Raw genomic sequence first — 26512 nt, 5'->3', positions numbered from 1 at the left:
GCAGCCGGCCAGCGGCCGGCGCTACCGTTTCGCAGGCGTGTTGCAGCCGACCAACGGTCGGCTCTACTGGCTGTCCCGGGAAACGGGGGCCTTGGCATCGTCGGTCTCGTCTGCGCGGCGCGGTTCCGGCGGCGGCAGCTGTTCTTCCTTGGCGGTCTTGTGCCCCGGCAGCTCCGGCCGGGTTTCCATCAACAGCGACAGCGCCGCCTTGGCCATCATGTGCGCGCTGATCGGCGCGGTGATGAACAGGAACACGGTGATCAGCAGCTCGCGCGGCTGCGGATCTTCGCCGAGGAAGATGTGGTAACAGACCGAGCCGACCAGCACGCAGCCCACGCCCAGCGTGCTGGCCTTGGTCGGCGCATGCAGGCGTTTGAAGAACGTGGACAGCTTCACCAGGCCCAGCGCGCCGACCAGGATGAAGAAGCAGCCGAACAGCAGCAGGATCGACAGCACGATCTGGATGAAGGTGATCATTCGACGATGTCCCGGCGCAGCACGAACTTGCTCAGCACCACCGTGCTGCCGAAACCGAGCATGGCGATGATCAGCGCGGCTTCGAAATACACCGCCGAGTTGAGGTACATGCCGAACAGCATCAGCTCGGCGATCGCCGTCACCGACAGCGTGTCCAGGGCGAGGATGCGGTCGGGCACGGTCGGGCCGCGCAGCAGGCGCCAGGTGGCCAGCAGCATGGCCAGGCCGACCACGTGCATGCACACCACCATCGTGGTCTGGATGAACATATGTCCGGTCATGGGAAGATCTCCATCAGCGGGGCTTCGTAGCGGGATTTGATCTGCCGGATCAGCTCGTCCGGATCATCCAGGTGCAGCACATGCACCAGCAGATACCTGCGGTCATCGGACAACGCCGCCGAAACCGTGCCCGGGGTGAGCGTGATCATGCTGGTCAGCGCGGCGATGCCGTGGATGTTGGCGATATCCAGCGGCAGCCAGATGAAACCGGGATGGATGCGCCGCTCCGGCCCCAGCACCTGGATCGCCACCCGGATGTTGGACACCAGGATGTCCCACAGGGTCACGAACAGCAGCTTGGGCAGCGGGCGGAGCGAGCCGATGCGGGCGAACTCGCGATCCAGCCGCGCGGCGAACAGCGGCACCACCACGCCCAGGATCATGCCGAGCACGATCTGGCCGAGGGTGAAGCTGTCGGACATCAGCAGCCAGAACACCACGACCATCACGCTCAGCGAGGGCGAGGGCAGCACGCGTTTGTAGAGGGAAGGCTTGCGCGTCATGGCTGGCGGATCTCCGGCGTGGTGGCGCGCAGCTCACCCACGTAGTCCTGCGGCTGCAGCAGCTGGGTGGCCATCGCATCGGTGTGCTGCATCAGCGGGCCGGCGAACACGCTCATCGCGATGCCGTAGCTGAGCAGCAGCGCCGCGGCGAACAGCTCCACGGTGCGCGTGGGCGCCTTGCGCGGTTTGGGGGCGCCTTCTTCGACCACCGGCACCCGCCAGAACAGGCGGATGCCGCCGCGGGTCAGGCCGATGATCACCATCAGGCTGCTGCCCAGCACCGCGGCCCAGACCGCCCAGGTGTACTGCGCCGGCATGCCGGCCAGCAGTGCCGCCTTGGCCAGGAAGCCGGACAGCGGCGGCAGGCCGGCCACCGAGACGGCGCCGATCAGGAACAGCACCGCCGGCGTTTCCTTGCCCGGCATCGGCGCGATGATTTCCTTCCTGTCGCTGGCACCGCCGCGGCGGCGGCGGATCAGATCGGCAATGAGGAACAGCGCGGCAGCCACGAAGGTACTGTGCGGCAGGTAGTACAGGCCGGCCGAGAGCACTTCGGGTGTGCGCACCGAGAAGGCGATGAACAGCGTCGCTGCCGAGACCACCACCAGGTAGGAAATCAGCACGCGCAGGCGCGCCGCGGCCAGGACACCCAGGCCGCCCAGCACCAGCGTGGCCACACCGGCCCAGAGCAGCCACTGGCTGCCGTAGCCGGCCATCGGGCCGGCACCGTCGCCGAACCACAGGGTGCTGACCCGCAGCACCGCATAGAGGCCGACCTTGGTCATGATCGCGAACAGGGCGGCCACGGCAGCCGGCGCACGCGCGTAGGCTTCGGGCAGCCACAGGTACAGCGGCATCAGCGCGGCCTTGCTGCAGAACACCAGCAGCAACAGCCCCATGGTCGCCTTGACCAGGGTCAGGTGCGAGGCCGGCACTTCGGCGATGCGCTGGGACAGCTCGGCCATGTTGAGCGAGCCCAGCGAGGCGTACAGCAGGCCGAGTGCGATCAGGAACAGGGTCGAGGCGGTGACGTTGAACACCACGTAGTGCAGGCCGATGCGCATGCGCAGGCCGCGCCCGCCGCTGAGCAGCAGGCCGTAGGAGGCGATCAGCATCACCTCGAAGAACACGAACAGATTGAAGATGTCGCCGGTCAGGAACGCGCCGTTGAGGCCGACCAGCTGGAACTGGAACAGCGCATGGAAGTGCGGCGCGCGCCGGTCCCAGCCCGAGCAGGCGTGCAGCAGGCAGGGGATGGCCAGCAGCAGGGTGGTCACCAGCATCCATGCCGAGAGGCGGTCGGCCACCAGCGCGATGCCCAGCCGCGAGGGCCAGTCGCCCAGCAGGTACACCGCGATGCTGCCATCGGCGGTCTGCGCGAACAGCAGTGCGACCGCCGCGGCGAGCGCGGTCAGCGTGGTCCACGCCACCGTGCGCTGCACCTTCGGCCCGTAACGGCGGTGCTCGACGAACAGCGAGCAGGCCGCGCCGAACAGGGGAATCAGGATGGGCAGGATCACCGCATGGTTCATGCGCCGCCCTCCCGGCCCGGCGCGGTATCGGCAGGCAGCTCTTCTTCTTCGTGCGCGTCCACGTGGTCGCTGTGGTTGTCGCTGCGACTGCGCATGGCCAGCACGATGCTGACCGCGGTCATCGCAAACGCGATCACGATGGCGGTCAGCACCAGCGCCTGCGGCAGCGGATCGGTGTAGTTGCCCAGGTCGCTGTCGATGCCCTCACGCAGCACCGGCGCCTTGCCCTGCACCAGGCGTCCACCGGCGAAGATCAGCAGGTTGGTCGCATACGACAGGAAGGTCATGCCGAGGATCACATCGAAGCTGCGCGCGCGCAGCAACAGGTAGATGCCGATCGCGCTCAGTACGCCGATGGCGCTTGCCAGGGCCAGTTCCATCAGTGCATCTCCCCGGTTTTTGCCGAACGGCGGGTGGGATCGATCTCGCCTTTGCGGGCGTTGCGGGTGCGCGAGGGCTTGATCGTGCCCATCATCGAGAGCATCAGCATCACCCCGCCGAACACCACCAGGTACACGCCGGTATCAAAGCCGATCGCACTGGCCAGCGGCACCTCGCCGATCAGCGGAATGTGCAGGTCCAGGTGGCCGCTGGTCAGGAACGGCACGCCGAACAGCATCGAGGCGCAGCCACTGAGGATGGCGATCAGCAGACCGGCACCGATGCAGCGGATGTAATCGAAGCCGAAGCGCGATTCCACCGAAGTGGTGCCCTGGATGACGTACTGGATCAGCAGCGGCACGGCCAGCACCAGGCCGGCGATGAAGCCGCCGCCGGGCGCGTTGTGGCCGCGCAGGAACAGGAAGATCGAAACGGTCAGGGTCAGCGGGAACATGATCTGGGCAAGATCGGCCGGTACCGGCAGCTTGATCGGCGGGCCGGGCATGATCTGCTCCGGCGCCATCCGCGAGCGGCGCAGCATGGCGTGCACCACCAGCGCGGCGATGCCGAACACGGTGATCTCACCAAACGTATCGAAGCCACGGAAGTCGACCAGGATCACGTTGACCACGTTCTGCCCATAGGCCTCCGGCAGCGCACGTGCCAGCAGCTCGCCGGCCATGGTGTTGGGCGGCAGGGTCATGGCGGTGTAGGCCATCGCGGCCAGGCCACCACCGGCGACGATCGCGATCACCGCATCGCGCCGCTTGCGCCAGACCGACTTCTCCGGCGGCGACTGGATCGGCAGGTAGTTCATGCCCAGCAGCATCAGCACCAGGGTGACCATCTCCACCAGCAGCTGGGTCAGGGCCAGATCCGGTGCGGACAGGAACACGAAGGTCAGCGAGACCATCAGACCGACGCCACCGACCACCAGCACCGCCAGCAAACGCTGCCGGTAGACGAACAGCGCGCCCAGCGCGCAGGCCATCATCACCAGCCACAGGGCCCAGCCCAGCAGCGGGATCGGCTGCGGCGAGGGCCAGTTGGGCGACGTGGGATGGGCCACGAACGGGGCGGCGGCGACGATCACCGCCACCACCACCAGCGCCATCAGCATGCGCTGCAGGCTGCCGTTGGCCAGGCCCTGGGTGAGCCGGTGGGCGAAGCCGAACACCAGGTCCAGCTGCTTGTGGAAAATGTTGCGGCCGATGCTGCGGCTGACCACCGCGTGCAGGTCGATCAGGCGGCGCAGGCCGAAGTACAGCGCGATGCCCCCGACCACACCGGCTGCGCTCATCGCCAGCGGCATGTTGAACCCGTGCCAGACCGAGAGGCTGTAGGCCGGCATCGCCGGGCCGAGGATGGACGACGCCGCGGCGTGCAGTACCGGGGCGATGGTGATCGCCGGCGCAACGCCGACGGCTACGCAGACCACCACCAGGATCTCCACCGGCACCTTCATGAAGCGCGGCGGCTCATGCGGGACGCGGTCCAGATCGTGTGGCCCCTTGCCGAAGAAGGTGTCGTGCACGAAGCGCAGGCTGTAAGCCACACCGAACACGCCGGCCAGCAGCGCGGCAATCGTCATGGCGATGCGCATCGCCTCCGGCCCGGCGGTCAGGGCTTCGGCGAACAGCATTTCCTTGGACAGGAAGCCGTTGAGCAGCGGGATGCCCGCCATGGCCAGCGAGGCGATGATCGCCAGCGCGCTGGTGATGGGCATCAGCTTTCGCAGTCCCCCCAGCTTGCGCATGTCGCGGGTACCGGTTTCATGGTCGATGATGCCGGCGGCCATGAACAGCGAGGCTTTGAAGGTGGCGTGGTTGAGGATGTGGAACACACCGGCCACCACCGCCATCGGCGCGGACAGGCCGAACAGCATCGTGATCAGGCCCAGGTGGGAGATCGTCGAATAGGCGAGCAGGCCTTTGAGGTCATGCTGGAAGATCGCGTTCCAGGCACCGATCAACAGGGTGATCGCACCGATGCCGCTGACCGTATAGAAGAACAGGTCGGTGCCGGCCAGCGCCGGGTGCAGTCGGGCCAGCAGGAAGACGCCGGCTTTGACCATCGTGGCCGAGTGCAGGTAGGCCGAGACCGGCGTCGGCGCGGCCATCGCGTGCGGCAGCCAGAAGTGGAACGGGAACTGGGCGCTCTTGGTGAAGATGCCGGCCAGGACCAGGAACAGCGCATAGGGATACAGCGAACTGGCGCGGATCAGATCGCCGGCGGCGAGCACGGCATCCAGTTCGAAGCTGCCGACGATGCGGCCGATCAACAGCACGCCGCCGAGCAGGGCCAGGCCGCCGCCGCCGGTGACCACCAGGGCCATCCGGGCGCCCTCGCGGGCGTCCTGGCGGTGCGACCAGAAGCCGATCAGCAGGAACGAGCTGATGCTGGTCATTTCCCAGAACACCATCAGCAGCAACAGGTTGCCCGACAGCACCATGCCCAGCATGGCGCCCATGAACAGCAGCAGGTAGCAGTAGAAGCGGTGGGCGCTGTCGCGGGCACTGAGGTAGTAGTGGGCGTACATCACCACCAGTGCGCCGATCGCCAGCACCATCCCGGCGAACATCCAGGCCAGGCCATCCAGGCGCAGCGAGAAGGCCAGGCCGATCTGCGGTATCCACTCCCCGTAACTGCGGACGATGCCGCCGTCCATGATCGCCGGGGTCATCGTCGCCAACAGCGCCAGTCCCCCCAGCGGAGCGGCCGCGGCTACCCAGGCGGCCGTGGAGCGGGAGGTGCGGCGGAATGAAGCGACAGCCACTGCCATCAGGAAGGGCAGGGCGAGCAGCAGGAGCAGACTAGGATTCATGCAGGGAATGCGGGATTCACGAGCAGGCCGTTCAGTCTAACAGGCAGGCAATTGCTGCCGATACACCCGAATACGCCCTCAATTGCATGTAACGTGCACTGATTCATTTTTTCCGGGCAGCGCCCGGCCCCATTCGGGTCCGTCGGCGGCCGTATGGAAGCCCGCTGGTGACTTTGCCGACTGTGGCCTCCCGACGCCTGTGGAAACGGATCCGGAACCAGGCGTCGCAGGGGCTGCGGGGCCGAAACGGTGTGCACGAAGATGAACGGTGGCCGTCGCTCGAAAGGCCACTGGAGACGATGCTGGAGGGTGCGGCGTGGAGTGCCGGTGAGTGTCCGCGCTCGTTCAGGAAAAGCGGGTCAGTAGCGCCAGTCCATCCGGCGATAGAGCTTGGCCAATACCCACAGGGGGCCAATCAGCAGGTAGACCAGATCGGTCAGGAAGCTCGGCTTGCGGCCTTCGTGCTTGTGGCCGATGAACTGCGCCACCCACGCCACGGCAAAAAGCCCCAGCGCCAGCCAGAACAGGTTCACCAGGCCGATCTCGGCTTCCAGCAGCCGGCAGACGCAGCCGCTGACGAAGAAGAACGCGAGCATGCCGTAGCCCAGCGTGCGCGAAAGACGGTTGTAGAAGCACCAGGCGGCGAACATCGCCAGGCCGGCCCAGATCCCGTTCTGGAACCAGGTGATCAGCGGCGGCAGGCACCACAGCAGGGCGATGACCGACCACGCGATCGCCGGGACGGCCAGGACGTGGATGCGCTGGTTCAGCACATTGCGGTGGTCGTCGGAATAGCTGGCGAAGTAGCGGTCGATCGGGCGTGCGACGGTGGTGGCCATGGTCCCTCCCAGGATCTGCAGAGCATACCGCCCCGGGCGGGCGGAGCCGACCGTTGGTCGGCTTGCTCTCACCCAGACGATGCCCCTCGCGTTGCACGCGATAGGCCACCAACCTCCGCGGCAGTCGACCAACGGTCGACTCTACGGCCGGGACCCCCGGCCATCACGGCCGGGGGCGCAGGCGAATCAGTCGACCGAGATCCCGGCCAGGCGCTGCAGCGCCTCGGCGTACTTGGCGCGGGTACGTTCGATGATCTCGGCCGGGATGCTCGGGCCGGGCGCGGTCTTGCCCCAGTCCAGCGTCTCCAGGTAATCGCGGACGAACTGCTTGTCGTAGCTTGGCGGGCTGGTGCCCACCTCGTACTCGTCGGCCGGCCAGTAGCGCGAGGAATCCGGGGTCAGCATCTCGTCCATGATGTACAGACGGCCATCGGCATCGGTGCCGAACTCGAACTTGGTGTCGGCCAGGATGATGCCGCGCTCGCGCGCATAGTCGGCGGCGAAGGCGTAGATGCGCAGGGTCGCATCGCGTACGCGCTCGGCCAGGTCCGCACCGACCGCCTTCACCATCGCATCGAAATCGATGTTCTCGTCATGGTCGCCGACGGCGGCCTTGGTCGAGGGGGTGAAGATCGGTTCGGGCAGCTGCTCGGCCTGGCGCAGGCCGTCAGGCAGCTCGATGCCGCTGATCTTGCCGGTGCGCTGGTAGTCCTTCCAGCCACTGCCGATCAGGTAGCCGCGGGCGATGGCCTCGACCGGGACCGGCTTGAGCTTGCGGGTGACCACCGCGCGCTTGGCGTACAGCGCCGGATCGACACCCTCGGGCAGCACGCTGGCGACATCGATGCCGGTCAGGTGGTTGGGCATCAGGTGCGCGGTCTTGGCGAACCAGAAGTTCGAGACCTGGCAGAGCATTTCGCCCTTGCCGGGGATCGGGTCGGGGAGCACCACGTCGAAGGCTGACAGACGGTCGGTCGCGACCATCAGCAGGTAGTCCCCCGGCGGAGTGCCGGCGGGGAGCCGGTCGCGCGGAATGTCGAAAACATCACGCACCTTGCCGCGATGGCGCAAGGGCAGGCCGGGGAGATCGGATTGCAACAACGTGGTCGGCACGGGCACTCCTGAGGCTTCGTCATGACAGCTGTCCAGGGGACCCGGAGGGCCCGCACAGACAGCGGGCGGCCTAGTGTAAAGCGGGTTGGGCCCGCTGTGACGTAAAATGAGGATCCTTTGTCGCCTCGGCTGCCCAGACCACCATGCGCTGGTACGGAAAACTGCTCGGATTCATCGCTGGCGCCCTGTTGTTCAGGCCCAATCCGCTGTTCGGGGCCGCGTTCGGGCTGTTGCTGGGGCATGCCTTCGACGCCGACTGGTTCCGGCTGAACAGGGAAAATCCCTACCGTGAGCTGGGGCTGACCTCCGAGGCGACCGATGCCGAGATCGACCTGGCCTACCGCCGGCTGATGTCCCAGTACCACCCCGACAAGGTGGTCGGCGCCGCCCCGGAGCTGCGCCAGCAGGCCGAGCGCAAGTCGCGCCAGCTCAATGCCGCCTATGACCGCATCAAGACCCTGCGCAAGCGCTGATTCCGCGCGGCGCCCCCTTTCAACATCCTGAAGGTCCCGGCCATGTCCAACTGCATCATTGCTCCCTCCATCCTGTCCGCCGATTTCGCCCGCCTGGGCGAGGAAGTGGACAACGTGCTCGCGGCCGGCGCCGACTGGGTGCATTTCGATGTGATGGACAACCACTATGTGCCGAACCTGACGATCGGCCCGCTGGTCTGCCAGGCGCTGCGCAAGCATGGCGTGACCGCACCGATCGACGTGCACCTGATGGTCGAGCCGGTGGACCGCATCATTCCGGATTTCGCCGAGGCCGGCGCGACCTACATCAGCTTCCATCCGGAGGCGAGCCGCCACGTGCACCGCACCATCCAGCTGATCCGTTCGCTGGGCTGCAAGCCGGGCGTGGTGCTCAATCCAGCCACGCCGGTGGACATCCTGGACTGGGTGCTCGATGACCTGGACCTGGTGCTGGTGATGTCGGTCAACCCGGGCTTCGGCGGCCAGGCCTTCATTCCCTCGGCGCTGGACAAGGTGCGCGCGATCCGCAAGAAGATCGATGCCAGCGGCAAGGACATCCGCCTGGAGATCGACGGTGGCGTGAAGGCCGACAACATCGGTGCCATCGCGGCGGCCGGTGCGGATGCGTTCGTGGCCGGCTCGGCGATCTTCAATGCGAAGACCAGCTACCAGGACATCATCGCGCAGATGCGCGGCAACGTCGCCGCGGCGCGGGGCTGAGCCATGGGTTCGGTGGCTGCCGTGACCATCCGCGTGGCCACCGCCGAGGATGCGGGGCGGATCCTGCGCTTCATCCGCGAGCTGGCGATCTACGAAAGGGCCGAGTCGTCGGTGCAGACCGACGAAGCGGGCATCCGCGCGAGCCTGTTCGGGCCGGAAGCGAAAGCGCACGCGCTGATCTGCGAGGCCGACGGCGTGGCCATCGGGTATGCGGTGTATTTCTACAATTACTCGACCTGGCTGGGCCGCAACGGGATCTACCTGGAAGACCTGTACGTGAGCCGGGAACGGCGCGGCAGCGGGGCCGGCAAGGCACTGCTGCAGCACATCGCACGGATCGCGGTGGCCGAAGGCTGCGGCCGGTTCGAGTGGTCGGTGCTGGACTGGAATGAACCGGCGATCCAGTTCTACCAGGCCGCCGGTGCGAAGCCGCAAAGCGAGTGGACGGTGTACCGGATGGAAGGCGAGGCATTGCGGACCTTCGCCGAAGGCTGAGCACCCGGTAGAGCCGACCGTTGGTCGGCTGCCCTCCCGGCGGCAAGAAAAAAGACCGCACCCTTGCAGATGCGGCCCCGGGAACAGCGGGAGGCTGATCCTGCCTCCATCCATCTTCCCTGCTATGGCCTTCCATTCTCCCGGTGGCCGATGACAGGCAGATGACATGATGTCGTCAATGGCCCTGTGGAGAGCAGCGCATGCGCACTAGAATGCGTCGATGGAAAATGATGCCGATGTCGTTGCGCTGCTTGAATCATGGTTCCAGTTTGCGGCAGAAGATGCACTGGTCGTTGATCTGGACTCCATCAATACCGAGGCGCGTGGGAATCTCTGCGCTTTCTCTCCACCTCCAGAAATGAACCTGGAAGTTGAGCCGGTGGTTGCCTTCATCAACCGGGTTGCCACGCACCGGGCCTCGCAGGTCGCGGGTCACGCAATGACGTTCTACTGCTGGCACGACGCGATGGTGCGGCAGCTGCGCCTGAGTCTGGTGTCATTCGGGCACGGCCATCTGCCATTTGGCTGCCACTACGTTGAAACGACGGATATCCGCAGCGTTGTGCAAGCCATCGTGGTCGACGATTGGAACAACCCTCGATACATGTGCTTTGAAGAAGACGGTGCAGACGGCGGCATCGATGTCGATGTAAACGAGCCGATGTACACGGAAAAGCATCCCCTGAGGGTCGCGGTCATGGCGCTCGGCTGAACGGTTTCGCCGGCTTCACCGACGGCCACCCCGCGCGCTGCTAGCCTTCGCTTCCCCACTCCCTGGAAGTACCGCATGAGCCGTCCCCATTGGCGTTTGATCCTCAACGGCAAGGCCACCGGCAATGAGGATGTGCGCGAGGCGGTGGCAGCACTGCGCGAGCGCGGGGTGCAGCTGGAGGTGCGGGTGACCTGGGAGTCGGGCGATGCCGAGCGCTACGTGGCCGAGGCGATCGCACACGGGGTCGACACGATCATCGCGGCCGGCGGAGACGGCACGCTCAGCGAGGTGGCCGAGACGCTGGCCCATCGCGAGGAGCCGGCCGATGCACTGCCGTCGCTGGGCCTGTTGCCGCTGGGCACGGCCAATGACTTCGCCACGGCGGCCGAAATTCCCGACGAACCGCTGGCGGCGCTGGAGCTGATCAGGCACGCGCCGGCGCGGCCGGTCGATCTGCTGCGCATCGATGCCGACGGCAAGGTGTGGTGGTGCGCGAACGTAGCCAGTGGCGGTTTCGGCACCGAGGTGACGGTGGAGACCGATGAGGGCCTGAAGAAGGTGCTCGGCGGGCTGGCCTATCTGGTGACCGGGGTCTCGCGGCTGGGCCGGATCGATCCCATCCAGGCGCGGGTCCGGGCGCCGGGCTTCGAATGGGCCGGTGGCTTCATCGCGCTGGGCGTTGGCAACGGCCGCCAGGCCGGCGGCGGCCAGGTGCTGTGCCCGGAGGCCCTGATCGACGATGGTGTGCTCGATATCACCGTGATTCCCGAGCTGAGCGGGGAGGTGGCGTCCACCTTCGCTGCGCTGGTCAAGGGCGGCAAGCGCGGTGCGCTGGAACAGGTGGCCGAACGTGTCCAGGCGCCGTGGGTGGAGATCGAGGCCGAGGCGCCGCTGACCCTCAATCTGGATGGCGAGCCGGTCCAAGCCCGCCATTTCCGCATCGACTGCGTGCCGGGGCGGGTGAACCTGCATGTGGCGCTGGACAGCCCGCTGCTGTCCAGGGCCTGAGTCCCGGCGCGGCTGCGGGGCCGTCCTGCATACGGCTGGCGCGTGGTGGCGCCTGCCGTGCCCGGCTCACTTGAACAGGCGGTCCAACAACCTGCCGGCCGCGTTTTCAACCGTCTGATCCGCGCGCCCACCGATACCCGTGGCGACGCCGCCCGACGTGACTGAGCGATCCTTGAAGGAAACGGGGAATGTCTGCAGCCGTCGCAGTCGTCCCTGGCCCAGGTTTTCGTACTGGCCGAAGCTGGCACTGATATCGAAGCGGCTGCCCGGGGTCTGCGCCTCGTTCATGGCGCGCTGCACGAGGAAGGTGACCGTGCTGGATCGGCCTGGCAGCAGGGTGAAGGTCGGGTCGACCCGGTTCGTGGTGGCGATCGGGATGCCCTTGATCGTGTCTTTGTCCTGCCCGCCGAAGAAGCGGTAGGTATAGCCGTGGCTGTCGGTCGCGTTGAAGGTGTCGTATTCATAATTCAACACCATCGGCTGCGATGACACATTGCGCAGTGTCATCGTCACCGCGATCTCCACCGAGCCGCGCGTGCGCTGTCCTGCCCGGATCGAATCCAGTCACGCTTCGATATCGCCAAACCGCTCCAGTGCGCCGGTGTCGTCGGGGGCCGGCACGCCGCAGCGTTGGTTCAACGCGTCCAGCTGGGCACGCAGCTGTGCGTTCTCACGACGGAGCGCGTCGGCGGATTGTGCGTGGGCAGGCACGGCCTGACCGGCCAGCAATGCGGCCGCCGCAGCGGCCGACAGCAGCGACTGCTTCAAGGTGATTCCGTTCATGTGCAGATCCTCAATGCATGGACATGGCTGCGCCAAACAGGCCGAGCACGGTGAGATTGACCAGCACCCAGACGATGCCCGCAGCGAACAGGCTGGCCAGGGTGATCAACAACTGCTTGATGCCATCGGGGTTCCCCTTGCTTTGCGCATAGGCGAAACACAGGATCGTGCTGAGCAGGAACAGCACCACACCGACGATGCCGACGATCGGCACCAGCGCGCAGCCCCAGCCGATCCATCGCAGCGTCCTGGCCGTGCGCATCAGGCCGTCGGTTGCGCGCCGCCCGGCTTCCTCGCGCACGAGGCGCTGCTGCAGCGCGTTCTGGACGTCGCTTTCATTGAGTTGATTCATGGATGATTCCCCTGTGGATTCCGAAACGATCAGCTGCCCAACGCACGCCGTGCGCAGTCCTCCGGTGAAACGCACGGATCCTCTTCCGCTGGCTGCGCGGCCACCGCCGGATCGGGCGAGTAGGACGCCAGGACGCGTCCGCTGCGGTCCAGAAGCTGGACATGCGTGACATAGGCATTGATGCGACGCTGGTTCAGATCGGCAGACTGGACGAAGAAGTAGGTCCGCAGCCGGGGTTTGCTGTTCCATCGGCTGCGAAGCCCTTCGAGCTCGCGGGCAACCGTTTCGTCAGCGACCGGGGCAAGCTGGACCTGCGCGGGATTGGCCCAGGTGTAGCTGTACTCCGGAATGTCCATGAAGTAGCGGTACTTGCCGCCGTTGAATTCGCCGACCGGGAAGCCCTTCCGCTCGAAGTCATAGGCCTGCAGGTCGGCATCATCCAGTTCGCTCCAGTAATAGGGCGAGCGGCCAGCGTCTGCGATGCTCTGTTCGAGCTGCGGGCGAAGCGCCCCCATCAGGTCCTTGCGGCGGAAGGTATCGGCGGTGCCGCGGTATTCCTGCGAGGCAAGGCTGGCCATCGTGTCGAAATCCGTCGGAAGCTTGGACATGGCGGCATAAAGAAACATGACCTGCTGGCCGCTATCCAACTTGCGGTACTCGGCCAGCGGCTTGGCCAGGTCGGCTTGAGGAAGGGGGGTGGGCGCCGGTTTATCGGCGTTTGCCTCACCCTCGGCCGCAGCGGCGTTGCTGTCCTTATCGGTACTCGGGGAGGCTGCATCGCCTCTGCCGCCGCATCCGACGAGCAGCAGGGACAGGGTGAGCGCAGTAGAAACTGATCGCAGCGCAGAGAGGGCCATGGCGTCCTTGACGTGGTGATGGGATGGCGGCAAATCTGCGTCCAGATGCGCAGCGACGCAGGTCATGGACATGACTTGACGAACAACACAGGAGATGGTTGTGAAAGCGGAGCTTATGGAAGAGCTGTACGCGGGGGTCACCGACCCGGAGCGGATGCAGTCATTCGTTGAACGTCTCGGTCGCGCGGTCGGTTGCCACTCCGGCAGCGTGACCCTGCGCGACGTGCACGGGGGGCGACACAGGGCGCTGGTCGCGGCCGGCGCGATGGCCGACCCGCGTACGGTGGAGCGCTTCAACGAAGACACGCTCTACTCGGTGGACAACCTCTGGTTCAACCGGGCCGCGCCGACGATGCGTGCTGGCAGTGTCATCGTCAGCGATCGGGTGGCCACGCTCGATGAGATGCGTGGAACGCGGTACTACCTGGATTTCCTGCGCCAGATCGACACGCTGCGTTCGGTGGCATTGTGTGCCTCGCGCAAGCCGGACCAGGTCACCATGCTGACCTTCGTGGGAACCGAGCGGCGCGGCGATTTCGATGCCCGCGAGGTGGCACTGTGCGAAGCGTTGGCCCCTCACTTCGTCAATGCCTTCGAGCTGCGCCAGGCACTGCAGGACGCGTGGCGGCAGGCAGGAACGCTGGCCCTGCTGCTTCTCGATGAGAACCTGCGGCCAGTATCGGTCAATGCCGGGGGCGAGGAGATGCTGCTGGCGCGCGTCCTGCGTGTGCGCCGAAAGGCGGCATTGGAGCCGGTGCATCCCGCCTCGCGGGCGGGTTGGAATGCCCTGGTCCGGCGCCTGGCGCTGCGGGGCGGTCCGGCGCAGGACCCCGGAGAGGACATCGTCGCTCTGCACGATGCAGATGGACTCCTGGCAGGATTCGCATCGCTTCGGCCCTATGGAAAGTACATTCCCGGTACGGGCACCGCCCGTTTCGTCATGACGGTCAACACGCTGGTGCGCCGCTCTTCGGCGGGGCTGTCCGCCACCCTGCGCGAGCTTTTCGGCCTGACCCCGGGCGAAGCGACGCTGGCCGTAGCGCTGCATCACCAGGGCGAGCTGTCGGCCGCCGCAGCGACCTGCGGCATCGGTGTCGGGAGTGCGCGGACCCGCCTGCAGAGCATTTTCGAGAAGACCCGCCTGCATCGGCAGGTGGACCTGGTCAGGATGCTGGACACCCTGAACGGCATGCTGGCCAGTGAGCGCCCGCTGCCGCTGTACTGACGCCCGGGCAGTCGCTCCATGCCGGAGTGGGCCGCCACGTCGGCCTTGGAGCGGCCGCACGCAGGCCCGGGCGGGGTTCCCCCCCGCGCCGGGCTGAGGTACAGTCGCCGGGTGTCCATTCTGACGACCCCGCATACCCTTTCTTCCGCTCGCCGTTGGTGGCGATGGTGGCCTGTTGCCGTCGTCCGTCCCGCCACCGCCGTTTCCCGGAAGGAAAGTCGTCTTGATCACGCTCGAGCAGTTCCAGCAGCAGGCCGCTGAAGGCCACACCCGCATCCCCGTCGTCCGTGAAGTGCTGTCCGACCTGGACACGCCGCTCTCGGTCTATCTGAAGCTCGCCGACGGCCCGCATACCTATCTGTTTGAATCGGTCGAGGGCGGCGAACGCTTCGGGCGCTATTCCATCATCGGCCTGCCGGCGCGCCGGGTGTATGCCTTCCACGGCCATACCCTGACCATCAGCGAATCCGGCACCGTGGTGGAAACCCGCGAGGTCGCCGATCCGTTCACCGAGGTCGAGGCCCTGCGCAGCGCCCACTCGGTGCCGAAGCTGGCCGGTCTGCCCGGCTTCACCGGGGGCCTGGTCGGCTGGTTTGGCTTTGAGTGCATCGGCTACATCGAACCGCGCCTGGCGCCGCCGCGTGGCCGCGACGAGCTGGGCACGCCGGACATCCTGCTGCTGCATTCCGAAGAGCTGGCGGTGTTCGACAACCTCAAGGGCCGCCTGTACCTGATCGTGCATGCCGACCCGGGCCAGCCCGGTGCATGGGAGGAGGCCCAGGCCCGTCTGGATGCGCTGGTCGCCAAACTGCGTGCGTCCGGTGCCGGCTACCCCGCGCCGATCACCCGCGACGTGCTGGACGAGAACGATTTCGTCTCCGGCTTCACCCGCGAAGGCTTCATCGCTGCGGTCGACAAATCCAAGGAATACATCCGCGCCGGCGACATCTTCCAGGTGGTGCTGAGCCAGCGCCTGAGCGTGCCGTTCAAGGCGCGCCCGGTGGATGTGTACCGCGCGCTGCGTGCGCTCAATCCCTCGCCGTACATGTACTTCCTCGATACCGGCGATGTGCAGGTGGTCGGTTCCTCGCCGGAAATCCTGGTGCGCCTGCAGGACGGGGAAGTCACCGTGCGTCCGATCGCCGGCACCCGCCCGCGCGGCGCGACGGTCGAAGAAGACAACGCGCTGGAAGTGGAACTGCTGGCCGACCCCAAGGAGCGCGCCGAGCATCTGATGCTGATCGATCTCGGCCGCAACGATGCGGGCCGCGTGTCCCAGGCGGGCACGGTGGAAGTGGGCGAGCAGTTCGTGATCGAGCGCTACAGCCACGTCATGCACATCGTCAGCGAAGTCACCGGGCAGCTGCAGCCGGGCCTGAGCTATGCCGACGTGCTGCGTGCGACGTTCCCGGCCGGCACCGTCAGCGGTGCGCCGAAGATCCGCGCGCTGGAAGTGATCCGCGAGCTGGAACCGATCAAGCGCAACGTCTACGCCGGCAGCATCGGCTACATCGGCTGGCATGGCGATGCCGACACCGCGATCGCGATCCGCACCGCGGTGATCAAGGACGGCCGCCTGCACGTGCAGGCCGGTGCGGGCATCGTCTACGACTCCGATCCCGGCAAGGAATGGGACGAGACGATGAACAAGGGCCGCGCGCTGTTCCGTGCGGTCGCGCAGGCTGCCAAGGGCCTGTAACGGCGCACTGCCGAACGGCCTGACCCGTGCGCGGTTGCGCGCACGCCACTTCCCCATTCAAGACGGACCCTGACCATGTTGTTGATGCTCGACAACTACGACAGCTTCACCTACAACCTCGTGCAGTACCTGCAGACGCTCGGCGCCGAAGTGAAGGTGGTGCGCAACGACGCGTTGAGCGTCGATGAGATCGCCGCGCTGGCGCCCGAGCGCATCGTGATCTCGCCCGGCCCGTGCACGCCCAACGAAGCGGGCGTGTCGCTGGAGCTGATCCGCCGGCTCGGCCCGACCACACCGATCCTCGGCGTGTGCCTGGGCCACCAGAGCATCGGCCAGGTGTACGGCGGCGATGTCATCCGCGCCACCAACATCATGCACGGCAAGACCTCGCCGATCCGGCATGAGGGCAAGGGCGTGTTCGCCGGCCTGCCGGACCGCTACCAGGCCACGCGCTACCACTCGCTGGTGGTGGACAAGACCACGTTGCCGGCGTGCCTGGAAATGACCGCCTGGACCGAGAACGAGGACGGCTCGATCGAAGAGATCATGGGCCTTCGCCATCGCGAGTACCCGGTCGAGGGCGTGCAGTTCCACCCCGAGTCGATCCTCACCGAGCATGGCCACGCCCTGCTGAAGAATTTCCTGCAGCGCTGAGCGCGCTGCACCTGCATCACAAAGGACCCCCGCATGACCTTCTCCCCCCAGGAAGCCCTGCAGCGCACCATCGAACACCGCGAAATCTTCTTCGACGAAATGGTCGACCTGATGCGGCAGATCATGCGCGGTGAGGTCTCGCCGGTGATGACCGCCGCGATCCTGACCGGCCTGCGGGTCAAGAAGGAAACCATCGGCGAAATCGCCGGTGCCGCCACCGTGATGCGCGAGCTCGCGCTCGCCGTGCCGGTGGAGGAAAAGACGCACCTGGTGGACATCGTCGGTACCGGTGGCGACGGCTCGCATACCTTCAACATCTCCACCTGCGCGATGTTCGTGGTGTCCGCGGCGGGGGCCAAGGTGGCCAAGCATGGCAACCGCAGTGTCTCCTCCAAGTCCGGCAGTGCCGATGCGGTCGAGGCGCTGGGCGCGATCATCGACCTCACCCCCGACGAAGTCGCGCGCGCGATCACCGAAACCGGCATCGGCTTCATGTTCGCGCCGATGCACCACCCGGCGATGAAGGTCGTCGCGCCGGTGCGCCGCGAAATGGGCGTGCGCACGATCTTCAACATCCTCGGCCCGCTGACCAATCCGGTCGGTGCGACCAATGTGCTGATGGGCGTGTTCCACCCGGATCTGGTCGGCATCCAGGCACGCGTGCTGCGCGAACTCGGTGCCGAGCGCGCGCTGGTGGTGTGGGGTCGCGACAACATGGATGAGATCTCGCTCGGCGCCGGCACGCTGGTCGGCGAGCTGCGCGACGGCAAGGTGCGCGAGTACGAGATCCATCCGGAAGACTTCGGTATCGCGATGTCGGCCAGCCGCAACCTCAAGGTCGACAGTCCGGAGGAATCCATCGCCATGCTGCGCGGCGTGCTCGACAACCAGCCCGGCCCGGCGCTGGACATCGTCGCCCTCAACGCCGGCGCCGCCCTGTATGTGGCCGGTGTCGCCGACAGCATCGCCGATGGCCTGGCCCGCGCGCGTGCGGTGCTGGCCGATGGCAGTGCGCGCTCGCGGATGGAGCAGTACGTGGCCGCCACCCGCCGCATCCGCGGGGCCGTCTGAGCCCGCGTTTTCAGAATTCAGCGGGGCTGGCCGATAATGGCCGGCCTCCAGGACCCCAATGACATGAGCGACATCCTCGATACCATCCTGGCCCGCAAGGCCGAAGAAGTCGCCGCACGCCGTGCCCAGGTGCCGCTGGAGGCGCTGATCGCGCGCGTGGAGCAGGCCCCGCCGGTGCGGGGGTTCGCCGATGCGCTGCGCGCCTCGATCACCGCCGGCAACCCGGCCGTGATCGCCGAGATCAAGAAGGCCAGTCCGTCCAAGGGCGTGATCCGCCCTGACTTCCATCCGGCCGATATCGCGGTGAGCTACGAGTTCGGTGGCGCCAGCTGCCTGTCGGTGCTGACCGACGTGGATTTCTTCCAGGGCAGCGATGCCTATCTGCAGCAGGCCCGGGAGGCCTGCACGCTGCCGGTGCTGCGCAAGGACTTCGTGATCGATGCCTACCAGGTGTATGAAGCGCGCGTGCTCGGCGCGGACTGCATCCTGCTGATCGTGGCTGCTTTGGACGACCGCCAGCTGGCCGAGCTTTCCGACCTGGCCATGCAGCTGGGCATGGACGTGCTGGTGGAAGTGCACGACATCGACGAGCTGGAGCGTGCCATCCAGGTGCCGGTGCCGCTGATCGGCATCAACAACCGTAACCTGCGCACCTTCGAGGTCTCGCTGCAGACCACGCTGGACATGCGCCAGGCCGTACCGCGCGACCGCCTGCTGGTCACCGAAAGCGGCATCCTCGGCCCGGCCGATGTCTCGGTGATGCGTGAGGCCGGGGTCAATGCGTTCCTGGTCGGCGAGGCCTTCATGCGCGTGGAAGAGCCCGGCGAGGGCCTGCGTCAGCTATTCTTCAGCGCATGACAGCGATCTACCCAACGCCGCGCGACGACGCCCCGCTGGTGGTCTTCGATTTCGATCACACCCTGTATGACGGCGATTCCGGCAGCCATCTGTTCGCCTGGCTGATCAAGCGCAACCCGCTGCGGCTGCTGGCCGCCCTCATCGCCACGCCGCTGCTCGGCCCGCTGGTGGCGTTCCTGCCGACCCGGCGCCGCGGCATCTCCGGCTATGTCTGGATCGCCACGTTCGGCCTGCACCGGGCGCGCGAGTTCAACAAGGTGATCGACCGCTACGTGCTCAAGCACGAGGCCGACATCCGCCGCCGCCTGCTGCCGGTCGCGCTGGAGGTGTTTGCCCGCCACCGGGCCGCCGGAGACCGCGTGGTGGTCGCCACCGGTGCGCCGCCGGAACTGGCCCGCGCGATCCTGGCCTTCGTCGCCCACCAGGGCGTGCCGGTGATCGGCAGCGAGGTCGGCCCGTTCCTGGGCGCGGTCATCGCCACCCGGCACTGCCACAACGAAGAAAAGATGCGGATGCTGCGCGAGCGCGGGTATGGCGAGATCGACGTCGCCTACTCCGACAGCAGCGCCGACCTGCCGCTGCTGCTGGCCGCGGCCGCGCCGGTCGTGGTCAATCCCAAGGCCTCGCGGGTGGCGTACTTCCGCCAGGTGCTGCCCCCGGGTACCCCGGTGCTCAACTGGGGCTGCGTGGACCGGGCCGGCGACCCGGTCTGATCCGGCGCTGAAAACGCCCGGGAAGGGCTGAAAAGCGTGTCGCGTCCGGCTCAGCCTGCGCGCCACTGCACGATTGCGTGGCTGATCTGGAACAGGCTGATGCCCAGGACCAGCACGCCGACGGCGATCAATACCCAGCGTTCCTTGACGTTCTTGACCAGAATCGCGGCGATCGGCGCGGCCATCATGCCGCCGATCAGCAGGCCGGCGACGATGTTCAGGTACTGCACGCCCATGGTCAGCAGGAAGGTGATCGACACCGCGAGGGTCACCACGAACTCGGCGGCATTGACCGTGCCGATGGTGGTGCGGGCCTTTCCGCCGCGGGCGAGCAGGGTGGAGGTGGCCACCGGCCCCCAGCCACCGCCGCCGCTGGCATCCAGCAGGCCGGCCACGAAGCCCAGCAGCGGGACACGCTTCACTTCCTGCGCCGGCAGCATCCGGCCGGCCGCGCGTAGCAGGATGAAGATCGCCAGCACCAGCAGATACATATAGATGAAGGGGCGGATCACGTCACCGGGCAGCTGGGTCAGCACGTAGGCGCCCACCACACCACCGACCGCGCCGGGCAGGGCCAGGCGCAGGAACAGCCGGCGGTCCACATTGCCGGCGACCAGGTGCGACACCCCGGAGGCGCCGGTGGTGAAGACTTCAGCGGTGTGCACGCTGGCGCTCACGGCTGCCGGCGGCACGCCCATGCTCAGCATCACCGAGGAGGACACCAGCCCGAAGGCAATGCCCAATGCGCCATCGACCAGCTGTGCGCCCAGGCCGATCAGGATGAACCAATAGAATTCGCTGCCAAGTTCCATGCGAACAGCCTAGCGGCAAATGGGCAGGTAGTGCCGGCCGTTGGCCGGCCACCTCGTCCAGGTCGACGGGCATGGGGGATCTGCGTGGTTGCCGGCCAGCGGCCGGCACTACGCGGGCAGGATCAACGGGTGCCGTACAGAACGACGGTCTTGCCGCGGGCATGCAGCAGCCCGTCGGTCTGCAGCTTCTTGAGCACGCGGCCGGCCATTTCACGCGAGCAGCCGACCAGGCGCGCCAGCTCCTGGCGCGAGACGCGCAGCTGGGTGCCCTGCGGGTGGCTCATGGCCTCCGGCTCGCGGGACAGGTCGTGCAGGGTCCGCACGATGCGGTCGGTCACGTCCAGGAAGGCCAGGCGGCTGGCTTTCCTGCTGGTGTCGAGCAGGCGCTTGGAGAGCTGCTGGCCGATCGAGTAGAGCAGCCGCGGGGCATCGGCGGAGAGCGGGCCGAGGAACAGCTGATGCAGGCGTTCGTAGCTGATCTCGGCCAGTTCGCACGGGGTGCGGGTGCGCAGGATCACCTCGCGGCGGTCCGATTCCACGAACAGCCCCATCTCGCCGACGAACTCTCCCGAGCCGAAGTAGCCCAGCACCAGCTCACGATCGTCATCTTCCTCAGCCATTATTGAGACGGAGCCGCTGATGACGTAGTACAGGGTGCCTGCCGGATCCCCCGGACGGAACACGTCGGTACGGGCGGGATAACGGCGGCGGTGGCTGTGGGCCAGGAAGCGATCGATTGTTGCGATATCCAGGGCCAATGGACTTGTGGCAAGGCGCACAGTTGACACGTTGAGGCGCTCCGATTGCTCATGAAGAATTCACGGCTATGTGCCGGGAGCTTAACGATCCGAATTGTTAAGGGCAAACCGAGCACAGCTACTCGTTTCAATGCAAGTTTCGCCCCCGATCACTTTGCCCCATAATTACTTCTTTCCCACCACACACAGGATCGACCGCCGTGGTCAAGCCGTTGCCTCGCCTGAGGTTGCAGGGTTTCAACAACCTCACCAAGGCGCTGAGCTTCAACATCTATGACGTCTGTTACGCCCGCACCGAAGAGGAGCGTCAGCGTTACATCGAATATATTGATGAAGAGTACAACGCCGATAGGCTGACTCAGATCCTGACCGACGTTGCCGAGATCATCGGCGCGAACATCCTGAACGTGGCCCGCCAGGACTACGACCCCCAGGGTGCCTCGGTGACGATCCTGATCTCGGAAGAGCCGGTGATCGACAAGAAGCAGGCCGGCAAGGAGCTGATCTCCGATGCCGTGGTCGCCCATATGGACAAGAGCCACATCACTGTCCATACCTACCCGGAAACCCATCCGCAGGAGGGCATCGCCACGTTCCGCGCGGACATCGATGTGGCCACCTGTGGCGTGATTTCCCCGCTGAAAGCGCTGAACTACCTGATCGAGAGTCTGGAATCGGACATCGTGATCATGGACTACCGCGTGCGTGGCTTCACCCGTGACGTGAAGGGCAAGAAGCACTACATCGATCACAAGATCAACTCGATCCAGAACTTCCTGGCCAAGAACATCAAGTCGCGCTACGAGATGTTCGACGTCAATGTCTATCAGGAAAACATCTTCCACACGAAGATGCACCTGAAGGACTTCGACCTGGACCAGTACCTGTTCGAAGAGAAGGCCAAGAACCTGTCGTTCAAGGAACGCATGAAGATCGAGGCGCTGCTGCGTCGTGAGATCGAAGAGCTGTTCCACGGGCGCAACCTGGCCGAGTAAGGCACACCCTGCGATGTCGTCCGGGCCTGGCCCCGGCCGACCTCGTCCAGGCGGGACGGCCCGCCCTGTGGAACCGGTGTTTGCGCAAAATCGGGTTCCACGGCAGCTACCGACGACGGTCCGGTGTGAAAACACCGGGCCGTTTTGTTTTTGTTAACCCAAGGAATCCCCCATGCCCTGGATCTATCTTCTCGTGGCCGGTCTGTTCGAGATCGGCTTCGCCATCGGAATGAAGTACTCCGAAGGCTTCAGCAAGCCCCTTCCCACGCTGGCCACCGTCGCCGCCGCCCTGGTCAGCCTCTACCTGATGAGCCAGGCCATGAAATCCATTCCGGTCGGCACCGCCTATGCGATCTGGACCGGGATCGGCGCACTGGGCGTGGCGATGCTGGGCATCTTCCTGTTCGGCGACAGCGCTTCGCCGTCGCGGCTGGCCTGCATCGCGTTGATCGTGGCCGGTGTGATCGGGCTGAAGCTGGTCTCGGCCTGATCGTCGCCCGGCCAACGGTCGGACGCTACCGCTGGGCCTCCGCGCCACCGCGGCAGGTATCGACCGTTGGTCGATACGCCGTTACAACCGGTACGCGATGGTCTTCATGACCTTGGAGGCCAGCGCCATCACCGATGGGATCGGGGCGGGCAGCCTGCGCGCGCCGGCATGCTCGGCGTGGTCGGCGTGGCGGGCCTCGTCGATCTTCATCACCTTGATCACCTCGCGGCTGCGCAGGTCGGCCGGCGGCAGGGTGTCCAGGTGTTCGTCCAGATGGGCTTCCACCTGGCGCTCGGTTTCAACCACGAAACCCAGGTTCCAGCCGTCCCCGCGCAGGCCCGCCAGGGTGCCGATGGTGTAGCTGCCGGCATACCAGATCGGGTTGAACAGGCTGGGACGGCTGTCCAGTTCGCGCAGGCGCTGGGCGCACCAGGCCAGGTGGTCGGTCTCTTCCTGGGCCGCATCGAGCAGGTGGGCGCGGGTTTCCGGCTCGCGGGCGACCGCGGCCTGGCCGAAGTACAGGCCCTGGGCGCAGACCTCGCCGACGTGGTTGATGCGCATCAGGCCGGCGGCGTGGCGGCGCTCGGGTGCGGCCATCTGCACGTCCGGGGTGCCCTCGGCGGGGTAGGGGCGGCTGGCCGGCGGGTTGCCGAACACCGTATCCAGGGCCCGCTGGGCTTCGGTCAGCAGGTGGTCGAGCGGGGTGATCTGGCGGAGCGCGGTCATGGCAGGCGGTGTCGCGGCGGGGGACCGTCGATTCTCGCCCCATGGGGCCGGTGTGCCAAGCCGGGATCGGGGTCAACTTGCATGTGGTGGGGATGGCCAGTACAATCCCGCCTCTTCACAACGCGTGGCAGAGTTCCGGCCGTACTGCGCCGTAATGAGCCCGACCTACTTGAGTTCTTTCATGAGCACTTTCACTGCAAAGTCCGAGACCGTCCAGCGCGACTGGTATCTCGTCGACGCTTCCGGCAAGACGCTGGGCCGTCTGTCCACCGAGCTGGCCCGCCGTCTGCGCGGCAAGCACAAGCCGGTCTACACCCCCCACGTTGATACCGGTGATTACCTGGTTGTCATCAATGCAGAAAAGATTGCCGTCACCGGCAACAAGCTGCAGGACAAGCTGTACCACCGCTTCACTGGCTACATCGGCAACCTGAAGACCGAAACTCTGGCCCAGGCGCTTGAGCGCCACCCGGAGCGCGTCATCGAGACCGCCGTCAAGGGCATGCTGCCGAAGGGCCCGCTGGGCCGCGCCATGTACCGCAAGCTCAAGGTGTACTCGGGTTCCGAGCACCCGCACGCCGCTCAGCAGCCCCAGGTTCTGGATATCTAATCATGGCTATCACGCAAAACTACGGCACCGGCCGCCGCAAGTCCTCCACCGCCCGCGTGTTCCTGCGCAAGGGCGCCGGCAACATCACCGTCAATGGCCGTCCGCTGGACGAGTTCTTTGGCCGTGAGACTGCACGCATGATCGTGCGTCAGCCGCTGGAACTGACCAAGAACACCGAAACCTTCGACATCATGGTCACCGCTGCTGGCGGTGGTACCACCGGTCAGGCCGGTGCGATCCGTCTGGGCATCGCCCGCGCGCTGATCGAGTACGACGAAACCCTGAAGTCCGAGCTGCGCAAGGCTGGCTTCATGACCCGTGACGCCCGTGAAGTCGAGCGTAAGAAGGTCGGCCTGCACAAGGCACGTCGCGCCACCCAGTTCTCCAAGCGCTGATCCATCGCGCCTGGCGTGGGATCCTTCGGGATCCCCCTGGGAGGTACGCAAAAGCCCGGCTTCGGCCGGGCTTTTGTCGTTTCCGGGGGTGGGTGTCCCCGTCCGGGGGCGCGCGCCGCCAGGCGAGGGGATGTGGCAGGCAGGGCAGGGGAGGGCTGGCGCCCACACCTTGCTGCGCAAGGTGTGGGGTCCGGGCGCTTCGCGTCCCGACAAACGCCCAAACAAACAGAAAAGGCCGATCTTTCGATCGGCCTTTTCTGTTTGTTTGGCTGCCCCGGATGGATTCGAACCACCGAATGCCTGAGTCAGAGTCAGGTGCCTTACCGCTTGGCGACGGGGCAAAATGTGCGTGCAATTATTGCACTTTCTCCCTGAAAAACCAAGCGAACTTGGTGGCTATGGGTGGACTCGAACCACCGACCCCAGCATTATGAGTGCTGTGCTCTAACCGGCTGAGCTACATAGCCTCAGGGAGCCGGTAATTCTGGAGATGTATCTGGAATCTGTCAACACTTTTTCACCGCGCTTGTGAGTGGGCAGCGGGCGTGGCACAGTCCCGATCAGTAGATTTTTCTAGGAGTCCGCATCGTGATCGATCCGGACGGCTATCGACCGAACGTCGGTATTGTGCTGATGCGGCAGGATGGGCAGGTTTTCTGGGCACGACGCGTGCGCCGGGATGGCTGGCAGTTCCCGCAGGGCGGCATGAACACCGACGAGACGCCTGTCGAAGCCATGTATCGCGAGTTGCAGGAAGAGACCGGGCTGTTGCCGGAGCACGTTGAAGTGCTCGGGGCGACGCCGGGTTGGCTTCGCTATCGGCTGCCGGCCCGGGCCATCCGCCGCAATGAACGGCAGGTCTGCATCGGCCAGAAGCAGGTGTGGTTCCTGCTGCGGCTGGCCGGGGACGAATCCCACGTCACCCTGGACCATACCGACAGCCCCGAATTCGACCAGTGGCGTTGGGTCGACTTCTGGTACCCGGTGGAGCACGTGGTGATGTTCAAGCGGGGCGTCTACGCACGCGCCCTGCGCCATCTGGCGCCGCTGGCCCGGGGAGTGGCCGGGACGGGGGTGGAATCGATGCCGAAATCCGCCCAGGAAGCCTGGATGCCCGGCAATGCGGCCGGCCACGACCGGCCACGCAAGCGCACCACGCCCAAGCGGGGCGGCGGCTACTGGCCGCGCAAGACCAAGGGCGAGCCGGGCGCGGTCTGAGCGATCCCGGTGGCCGTGAACCGTATCGAGAATGATTCAGGTTCGAAATTGACAACCATTCTCGTTTCGATTGGAATAGCAGCAGGCCGATCCGGGCCTGCCTGCCGAGTCCGCACGTGTACGTCTGCATCTGCAACGGGGTTACCGACCATCAGATCCGTGAAGCCGCCCAGAGCGGTGTCGCGAGCGTGTCCGAGTTGACGATGCGCACCGGCTGCGGCGCCACCTGCGGGTCCTGCCTGGACATGGCGGCGGACCTGCTGGCCAAGTTCAGCGCCACCCACGATCTGCCCCTGCCGGTCCTGGGCCTCCAGGCCGCCTGACCGGGCGGTGCGCCCGCGAGTCGCCGGCCGCCCAGGGTGGGCTTGCCCTTCTGCCGGGTCGCAACTGAGCACGATTCGCGTTCCTTCATGCTTCCGCGCGACGCGCTACAGTGCCCGCGATTCCACGCAGCAGGAGCACGCTCATGAAGGGCGACGCGAAAGTCATCGAATTCCTCAACAAGGTCCTCTACAACGAGCTGACCGCCATCAACCAGTACTTCCTGCACGCCAAGATGCTGAAGAACTGGGGTCTGAAGGAGCTCGCCGATCACGAGTACAAGGAATCGATCGAAGAGATGAAGCATGCGGACATCCTGTCCGACCGCATCCTCTTCCTCGAAGGCCTGCCGAACTTCCAGGCACTGGGCAAGCTGCGCATCGGCGAGAACCCGGCCGAGATCCTGCAGTGCGACCTCAGCCTGGAACGCGATGGCGTGGTGACCCTGCGCGAAGCGGTGGCCTATGCCGATTCGATCGGTGACTACGTCAGCCGCCAGCTGTTCGTGAAGATCCTCGAGTCCGAGGAAGAGCATATCGACTGGCTGGAAACCCAGCTGGATCTGATCGAGCGCATCGGCGAACCGAACTACCTGCTGACCAAGATCGAAGACTGAG

33 protein-coding genes and 2 tRNA genes are annotated in these 26512 nt (G+C 66.0%); 18 read left to right on the top strand and 17 right to left on the bottom strand.

The genetic code is table 11. The annotated features are described in order from the left end of the window. Positions 1 to 63 precede the first annotated feature (63 nt). The 8 genes from PV764_RS16075 to PV764_RS16040 all read right to left on the bottom strand — a co-directional run bounded on the left by PV764_RS16075 (position 64) and on the right by PV764_RS16040 (position 7950). Positions 64 to 477 carry a Na+/H+ antiporter subunit G gene (locus PV764_RS16075; protein ID WP_019185291.1) on the bottom strand — a complete coding sequence of 138 codons (414 nt, stop codon included), beginning with the start codon at positions 475 to 477 and terminating at the stop codon, positions 64 to 66. After that, on the bottom strand, positions 474 to 758 hold the full coding sequence (locus tag PV764_RS16070) for a K+/H+ antiporter subunit F (protein WP_019185292.1): 285 nt from the start codon (positions 756 to 758) through the stop codon (positions 474 to 476). The genes PV764_RS16075 and PV764_RS16070 overlap by 4 nt, the downstream gene beginning before the upstream one ends. After that, positions 755 to 1261, bottom strand: a complete 507-nt coding sequence (locus PV764_RS16065; RefSeq protein ID WP_070426120.1) for a Na+/H+ antiporter subunit E — start codon at positions 1259 to 1261, stop codon at positions 755 to 757. The genes PV764_RS16070 and PV764_RS16065 overlap by 4 nt, the downstream gene beginning before the upstream one ends. Then, a complete protein-coding gene (locus PV764_RS16060) occupies positions 1258 to 2793 on the bottom strand; it encodes a monovalent cation/H+ antiporter subunit D (protein ID WP_046273052.1) in 1536 nt (511 codons plus the stop codon). Before PV764_RS16060 ends, PV764_RS16065 begins: the two co-directional genes overlap by 4 nt. Then, the gene (locus PV764_RS16055; protein ID WP_019185295.1) at positions 2790 to 3173 is read right to left on the bottom strand and encodes a Na+/H+ antiporter subunit C; all 384 of its coding nucleotides are present in this window, start codon (positions 3171 to 3173) and stop codon (positions 2790 to 2792) included. The genes PV764_RS16060 and PV764_RS16055 overlap by 4 nt, the downstream gene beginning before the upstream one ends. Beyond that, positions 3173 to 5998, bottom strand: a complete 2826-nt coding sequence (locus tag PV764_RS16050) for a monovalent cation/H+ antiporter subunit A (RefSeq protein WP_421117084.1) — start codon at positions 5996 to 5998, stop codon at positions 3173 to 3175. Before PV764_RS16050 ends, PV764_RS16055 begins: the two co-directional genes overlap by 1 nt. A 359-nt stretch (positions 5999 to 6357) precedes the next feature. Beyond that, a complete protein-coding gene (locus PV764_RS16045) occupies positions 6358 to 6837 on the bottom strand; it encodes a DUF962 domain-containing protein (protein WP_070426118.1) in 480 nt (159 codons plus the stop codon). Between the two features lie 186 nt (positions 6838 to 7023). Continuing rightward, positions 7024 to 7950, bottom strand: a complete 927-nt coding sequence (locus tag PV764_RS16040; protein ID WP_019185298.1) for a phosphoribosylaminoimidazolesuccinocarboxamide synthase — start codon at positions 7948 to 7950, stop codon at positions 7024 to 7026. Between the two features lie 143 nt (positions 7951 to 8093). On the opposite strand from PV764_RS16040, the gene PV764_RS16035 reads away from it, so the two are divergent. The 5 genes from PV764_RS16035 (at position 8094) to yegS (ending at position 11358) form a co-directional block, all read left to right on the top strand. Further along, entirely contained in the window at positions 8094 to 8423 is a 330-nt protein-coding gene (locus PV764_RS16035) for a J domain-containing protein (RefSeq protein WP_019185299.1), read from the top strand. Between the two features lie 42 nt (positions 8424 to 8465). Further along, the gene (gene rpe, locus PV764_RS16030; protein ID WP_070426117.1) at positions 8466 to 9143 is read left to right on the top strand and encodes a ribulose-phosphate 3-epimerase; all 678 of its coding nucleotides are present in this window, start codon (positions 8466 to 8468) and stop codon (positions 9141 to 9143) included. A 12-nt stretch (positions 9144 to 9155) separates the two neighbouring features. Continuing rightward, positions 9156 to 9638 (top strand): GNAT family N-acetyltransferase, encoded by a 483-nt coding sequence (locus PV764_RS16025; protein WP_421117152.1) that lies wholly within the window; start codon positions 9156 to 9158, stop codon positions 9636 to 9638. Between the two features lie 220 nt (positions 9639 to 9858). Next, positions 9859 to 10350: a hypothetical protein gene (locus PV764_RS16020; RefSeq protein ID WP_284128683.1), complete on the top strand. Its 492-nt coding sequence runs from the start codon at positions 9859 to 9861 to the stop codon at positions 10348 to 10350. 75 nt (positions 10351 to 10425) lie between these two features. After that, the gene (gene yegS / locus PV764_RS16015) at positions 10426 to 11358 is read left to right on the top strand and encodes a lipid kinase YegS (RefSeq protein WP_019185303.1); all 933 of its coding nucleotides are present in this window, start codon (positions 10426 to 10428) and stop codon (positions 11356 to 11358) included. A gap of 66 nt (positions 11359 to 11424) precedes the next feature. Here yegS and PV764_RS16010 read toward each other — a convergent pair whose 3' ends face one another. Genes PV764_RS16010 through PV764_RS15995 form a run of 4 tightly spaced genes read right to left on the bottom strand, consistent with a single transcriptional unit; the run spans position 11425 to position 13416 of the window. Beyond that, positions 11425 to 11883 carry a hypothetical protein gene (locus PV764_RS16010; RefSeq protein ID WP_421117083.1) on the bottom strand — a complete coding sequence of 153 codons (459 nt, stop codon included), beginning with the start codon at positions 11881 to 11883 and terminating at the stop codon, positions 11425 to 11427. Between the two features lie 39 nt (positions 11884 to 11922). Beyond that, entirely contained in the window at positions 11923 to 12141 is a 219-nt protein-coding gene (locus PV764_RS16005; RefSeq protein ID WP_421117082.1) for a hypothetical protein, read from the bottom strand. A gap of 10 nt (positions 12142 to 12151) precedes the next feature. Next, a complete protein-coding gene (locus PV764_RS16000) occupies positions 12152 to 12493 on the bottom strand; it encodes a hypothetical protein (protein ID WP_019185305.1) in 342 nt (113 codons plus the stop codon). A 29-nt stretch (positions 12494 to 12522) separates the two neighbouring features. Beyond that, positions 12523 to 13416 carry a hypothetical protein gene (locus tag PV764_RS15995; RefSeq protein ID WP_421117081.1) on the bottom strand — a complete coding sequence of 298 codons (894 nt, stop codon included), beginning with the start codon at positions 13414 to 13416 and terminating at the stop codon, positions 12523 to 12525. Positions 13417 to 13450: 34 nt separating this feature from the next. Between PV764_RS15995 and PV764_RS15990 the strand changes: the two genes are divergently transcribed. From PV764_RS15990 to PV764_RS15965, 6 genes are all read left to right on the top strand, one after another. Beyond that, entirely contained in the window at positions 13451 to 14575 is a 1125-nt protein-coding gene (locus tag PV764_RS15990) for a hypothetical protein (RefSeq protein WP_139146347.1), read from the top strand. 223 nt (positions 14576 to 14798) lie between these two features. Then, the gene (gene trpE / locus PV764_RS15985; protein WP_421117080.1) at positions 14799 to 16274 is read left to right on the top strand and encodes an anthranilate synthase component I; all 1476 of its coding nucleotides are present in this window, start codon (positions 14799 to 14801) and stop codon (positions 16272 to 16274) included. 75 nt (positions 16275 to 16349) lie between these two features. Further along, a complete protein-coding gene (locus PV764_RS15980; protein ID WP_019185309.1) occupies positions 16350 to 16928 on the top strand; it encodes an anthranilate synthase component II in 579 nt (192 codons plus the stop codon). A gap of 33 nt (positions 16929 to 16961) precedes the next feature. Then, the gene (trpD, locus tag PV764_RS15975) at positions 16962 to 17999 is read left to right on the top strand and encodes an anthranilate phosphoribosyltransferase (protein ID WP_421117079.1); all 1038 of its coding nucleotides are present in this window, start codon (positions 16962 to 16964) and stop codon (positions 17997 to 17999) included. Positions 18000 to 18062: 63 nt separating this feature from the next. Further along, positions 18063 to 18857 (top strand): indole-3-glycerol phosphate synthase TrpC, encoded by a 795-nt coding sequence (gene trpC / locus PV764_RS15970; RefSeq protein WP_019185311.1) that lies wholly within the window; start codon positions 18063 to 18065, stop codon positions 18855 to 18857. After that, positions 18854 to 19570, top strand: coding sequence for a haloacid dehalogenase-like hydrolase (locus PV764_RS15965; RefSeq protein ID WP_070426110.1), 717 nt, complete (start codon positions 18854 to 18856; stop codon positions 19568 to 19570). Before trpC ends, PV764_RS15965 begins: the two co-directional genes overlap by 4 nt. A gap of 50 nt (positions 19571 to 19620) precedes the next feature. Here the strand turns inward: PV764_RS15965 and PV764_RS15960 are convergent, their stop codons facing one another. Together PV764_RS15960 and crp are read right to left on the bottom strand one after the other, a co-directional pair. Beyond that, a complete protein-coding gene (locus tag PV764_RS15960) occupies positions 19621 to 20382 on the bottom strand; it encodes a sulfite exporter TauE/SafE family protein (RefSeq protein WP_421117078.1) in 762 nt (253 codons plus the stop codon). Between the two features lie 122 nt (positions 20383 to 20504). Next, positions 20505 to 21170, bottom strand: coding sequence for a cAMP-activated global transcriptional regulator CRP (gene crp / locus PV764_RS15955; RefSeq protein WP_019185314.1), 666 nt, complete (start codon positions 21168 to 21170; stop codon positions 20505 to 20507). A 170-nt stretch (positions 21171 to 21340) separates the two neighbouring features. Between crp and speD the strand changes: the two genes are divergently transcribed. Beyond that, positions 21341 to 22135: an adenosylmethionine decarboxylase gene (gene speD / locus PV764_RS15950; RefSeq protein ID WP_019185315.1), complete on the top strand. Its 795-nt coding sequence runs from the start codon at positions 21341 to 21343 to the stop codon at positions 22133 to 22135. A 172-nt stretch (positions 22136 to 22307) separates the two neighbouring features. Next, positions 22308 to 22625 (top strand): quaternary ammonium compound efflux SMR transporter SugE, encoded by a 318-nt coding sequence (sugE, locus tag PV764_RS15945; RefSeq protein WP_046273055.1) that lies wholly within the window; start codon positions 22308 to 22310, stop codon positions 22623 to 22625. An 81-nt stretch (positions 22626 to 22706) separates the two neighbouring features. Here the strand turns inward: sugE and coq7 are convergent, their stop codons facing one another. Then, positions 22707 to 23351 (bottom strand): 2-polyprenyl-3-methyl-6-methoxy-1,4-benzoquinone monooxygenase, encoded by a 645-nt coding sequence (gene coq7 / locus PV764_RS15940; RefSeq protein ID WP_019185317.1) that lies wholly within the window; start codon positions 23349 to 23351, stop codon positions 22707 to 22709. Between the two features lie 181 nt (positions 23352 to 23532). On the opposite strand from coq7, the gene rplM reads away from it, so the two are divergent. Further along, entirely contained in the window at positions 23533 to 23961 is a 429-nt protein-coding gene (rplM, locus tag PV764_RS15935; RefSeq protein WP_017354548.1) for a 50S ribosomal protein L13, read from the top strand. A gap of 2 nt (positions 23962 to 23963) precedes the next feature. Then, positions 23964 to 24356 carry a 30S ribosomal protein S9 gene (rpsI, locus tag PV764_RS15930; protein WP_019185318.1) on the top strand — a complete coding sequence of 131 codons (393 nt, stop codon included), beginning with the start codon at positions 23964 to 23966 and terminating at the stop codon, positions 24354 to 24356. Between the two features lie 266 nt (positions 24357 to 24622). Here rpsI and PV764_RS15925 read toward each other — a convergent pair. Both PV764_RS15925 and PV764_RS15920 read right to left on the bottom strand, forming a co-directional pair. Further along, positions 24623 to 24697, bottom strand: a tRNA-Gln gene (locus tag PV764_RS15925). A 49-nt stretch (positions 24698 to 24746) separates the two neighbouring features. Next, a tRNA-Met gene (locus PV764_RS15920) sits at positions 24747 to 24823 on the bottom strand. A 121-nt stretch (positions 24824 to 24944) separates the two neighbouring features. Here PV764_RS15920 and PV764_RS15915 point away from each other — a divergent pair. The 3 genes from PV764_RS15915 (at position 24945) to bfr (ending at position 26511) form a co-directional block, all read left to right on the top strand. Next, positions 24945 to 25574, top strand: a complete 630-nt coding sequence (locus tag PV764_RS15915) for an RNA pyrophosphohydrolase (protein WP_019185319.1) — start codon at positions 24945 to 24947, stop codon at positions 25572 to 25574. A gap of 116 nt (positions 25575 to 25690) precedes the next feature. After that, positions 25691 to 25897 carry a (2Fe-2S)-binding protein gene (locus PV764_RS15910; protein WP_019185320.1) on the top strand — a complete coding sequence of 69 codons (207 nt, stop codon included), beginning with the start codon at positions 25691 to 25693 and terminating at the stop codon, positions 25895 to 25897. 143 nt (positions 25898 to 26040) lie between these two features. Then, positions 26041 to 26511: a bacterioferritin gene (gene bfr / locus PV764_RS15905; protein ID WP_019185321.1), complete on the top strand. Its 471-nt coding sequence runs from the start codon at positions 26041 to 26043 to the stop codon at positions 26509 to 26511. The last annotated feature ends 1 nt before the right edge of the window (position 26512 follow it).

Origin of the sequence: Stenotrophomonas sp. AS1, assembly GCF_048957655.1 — a bacterium.
GTDB lineage: Bacteria > Pseudomonadota > Gammaproteobacteria > Xanthomonadales > Xanthomonadaceae > Stenotrophomonas > Stenotrophomonas bentonitica_A.
The sequence above is the reverse complement of the archived record's forward strand: the minus strand, read 5'-3'. Positions and strand labels throughout refer to the sequence as shown.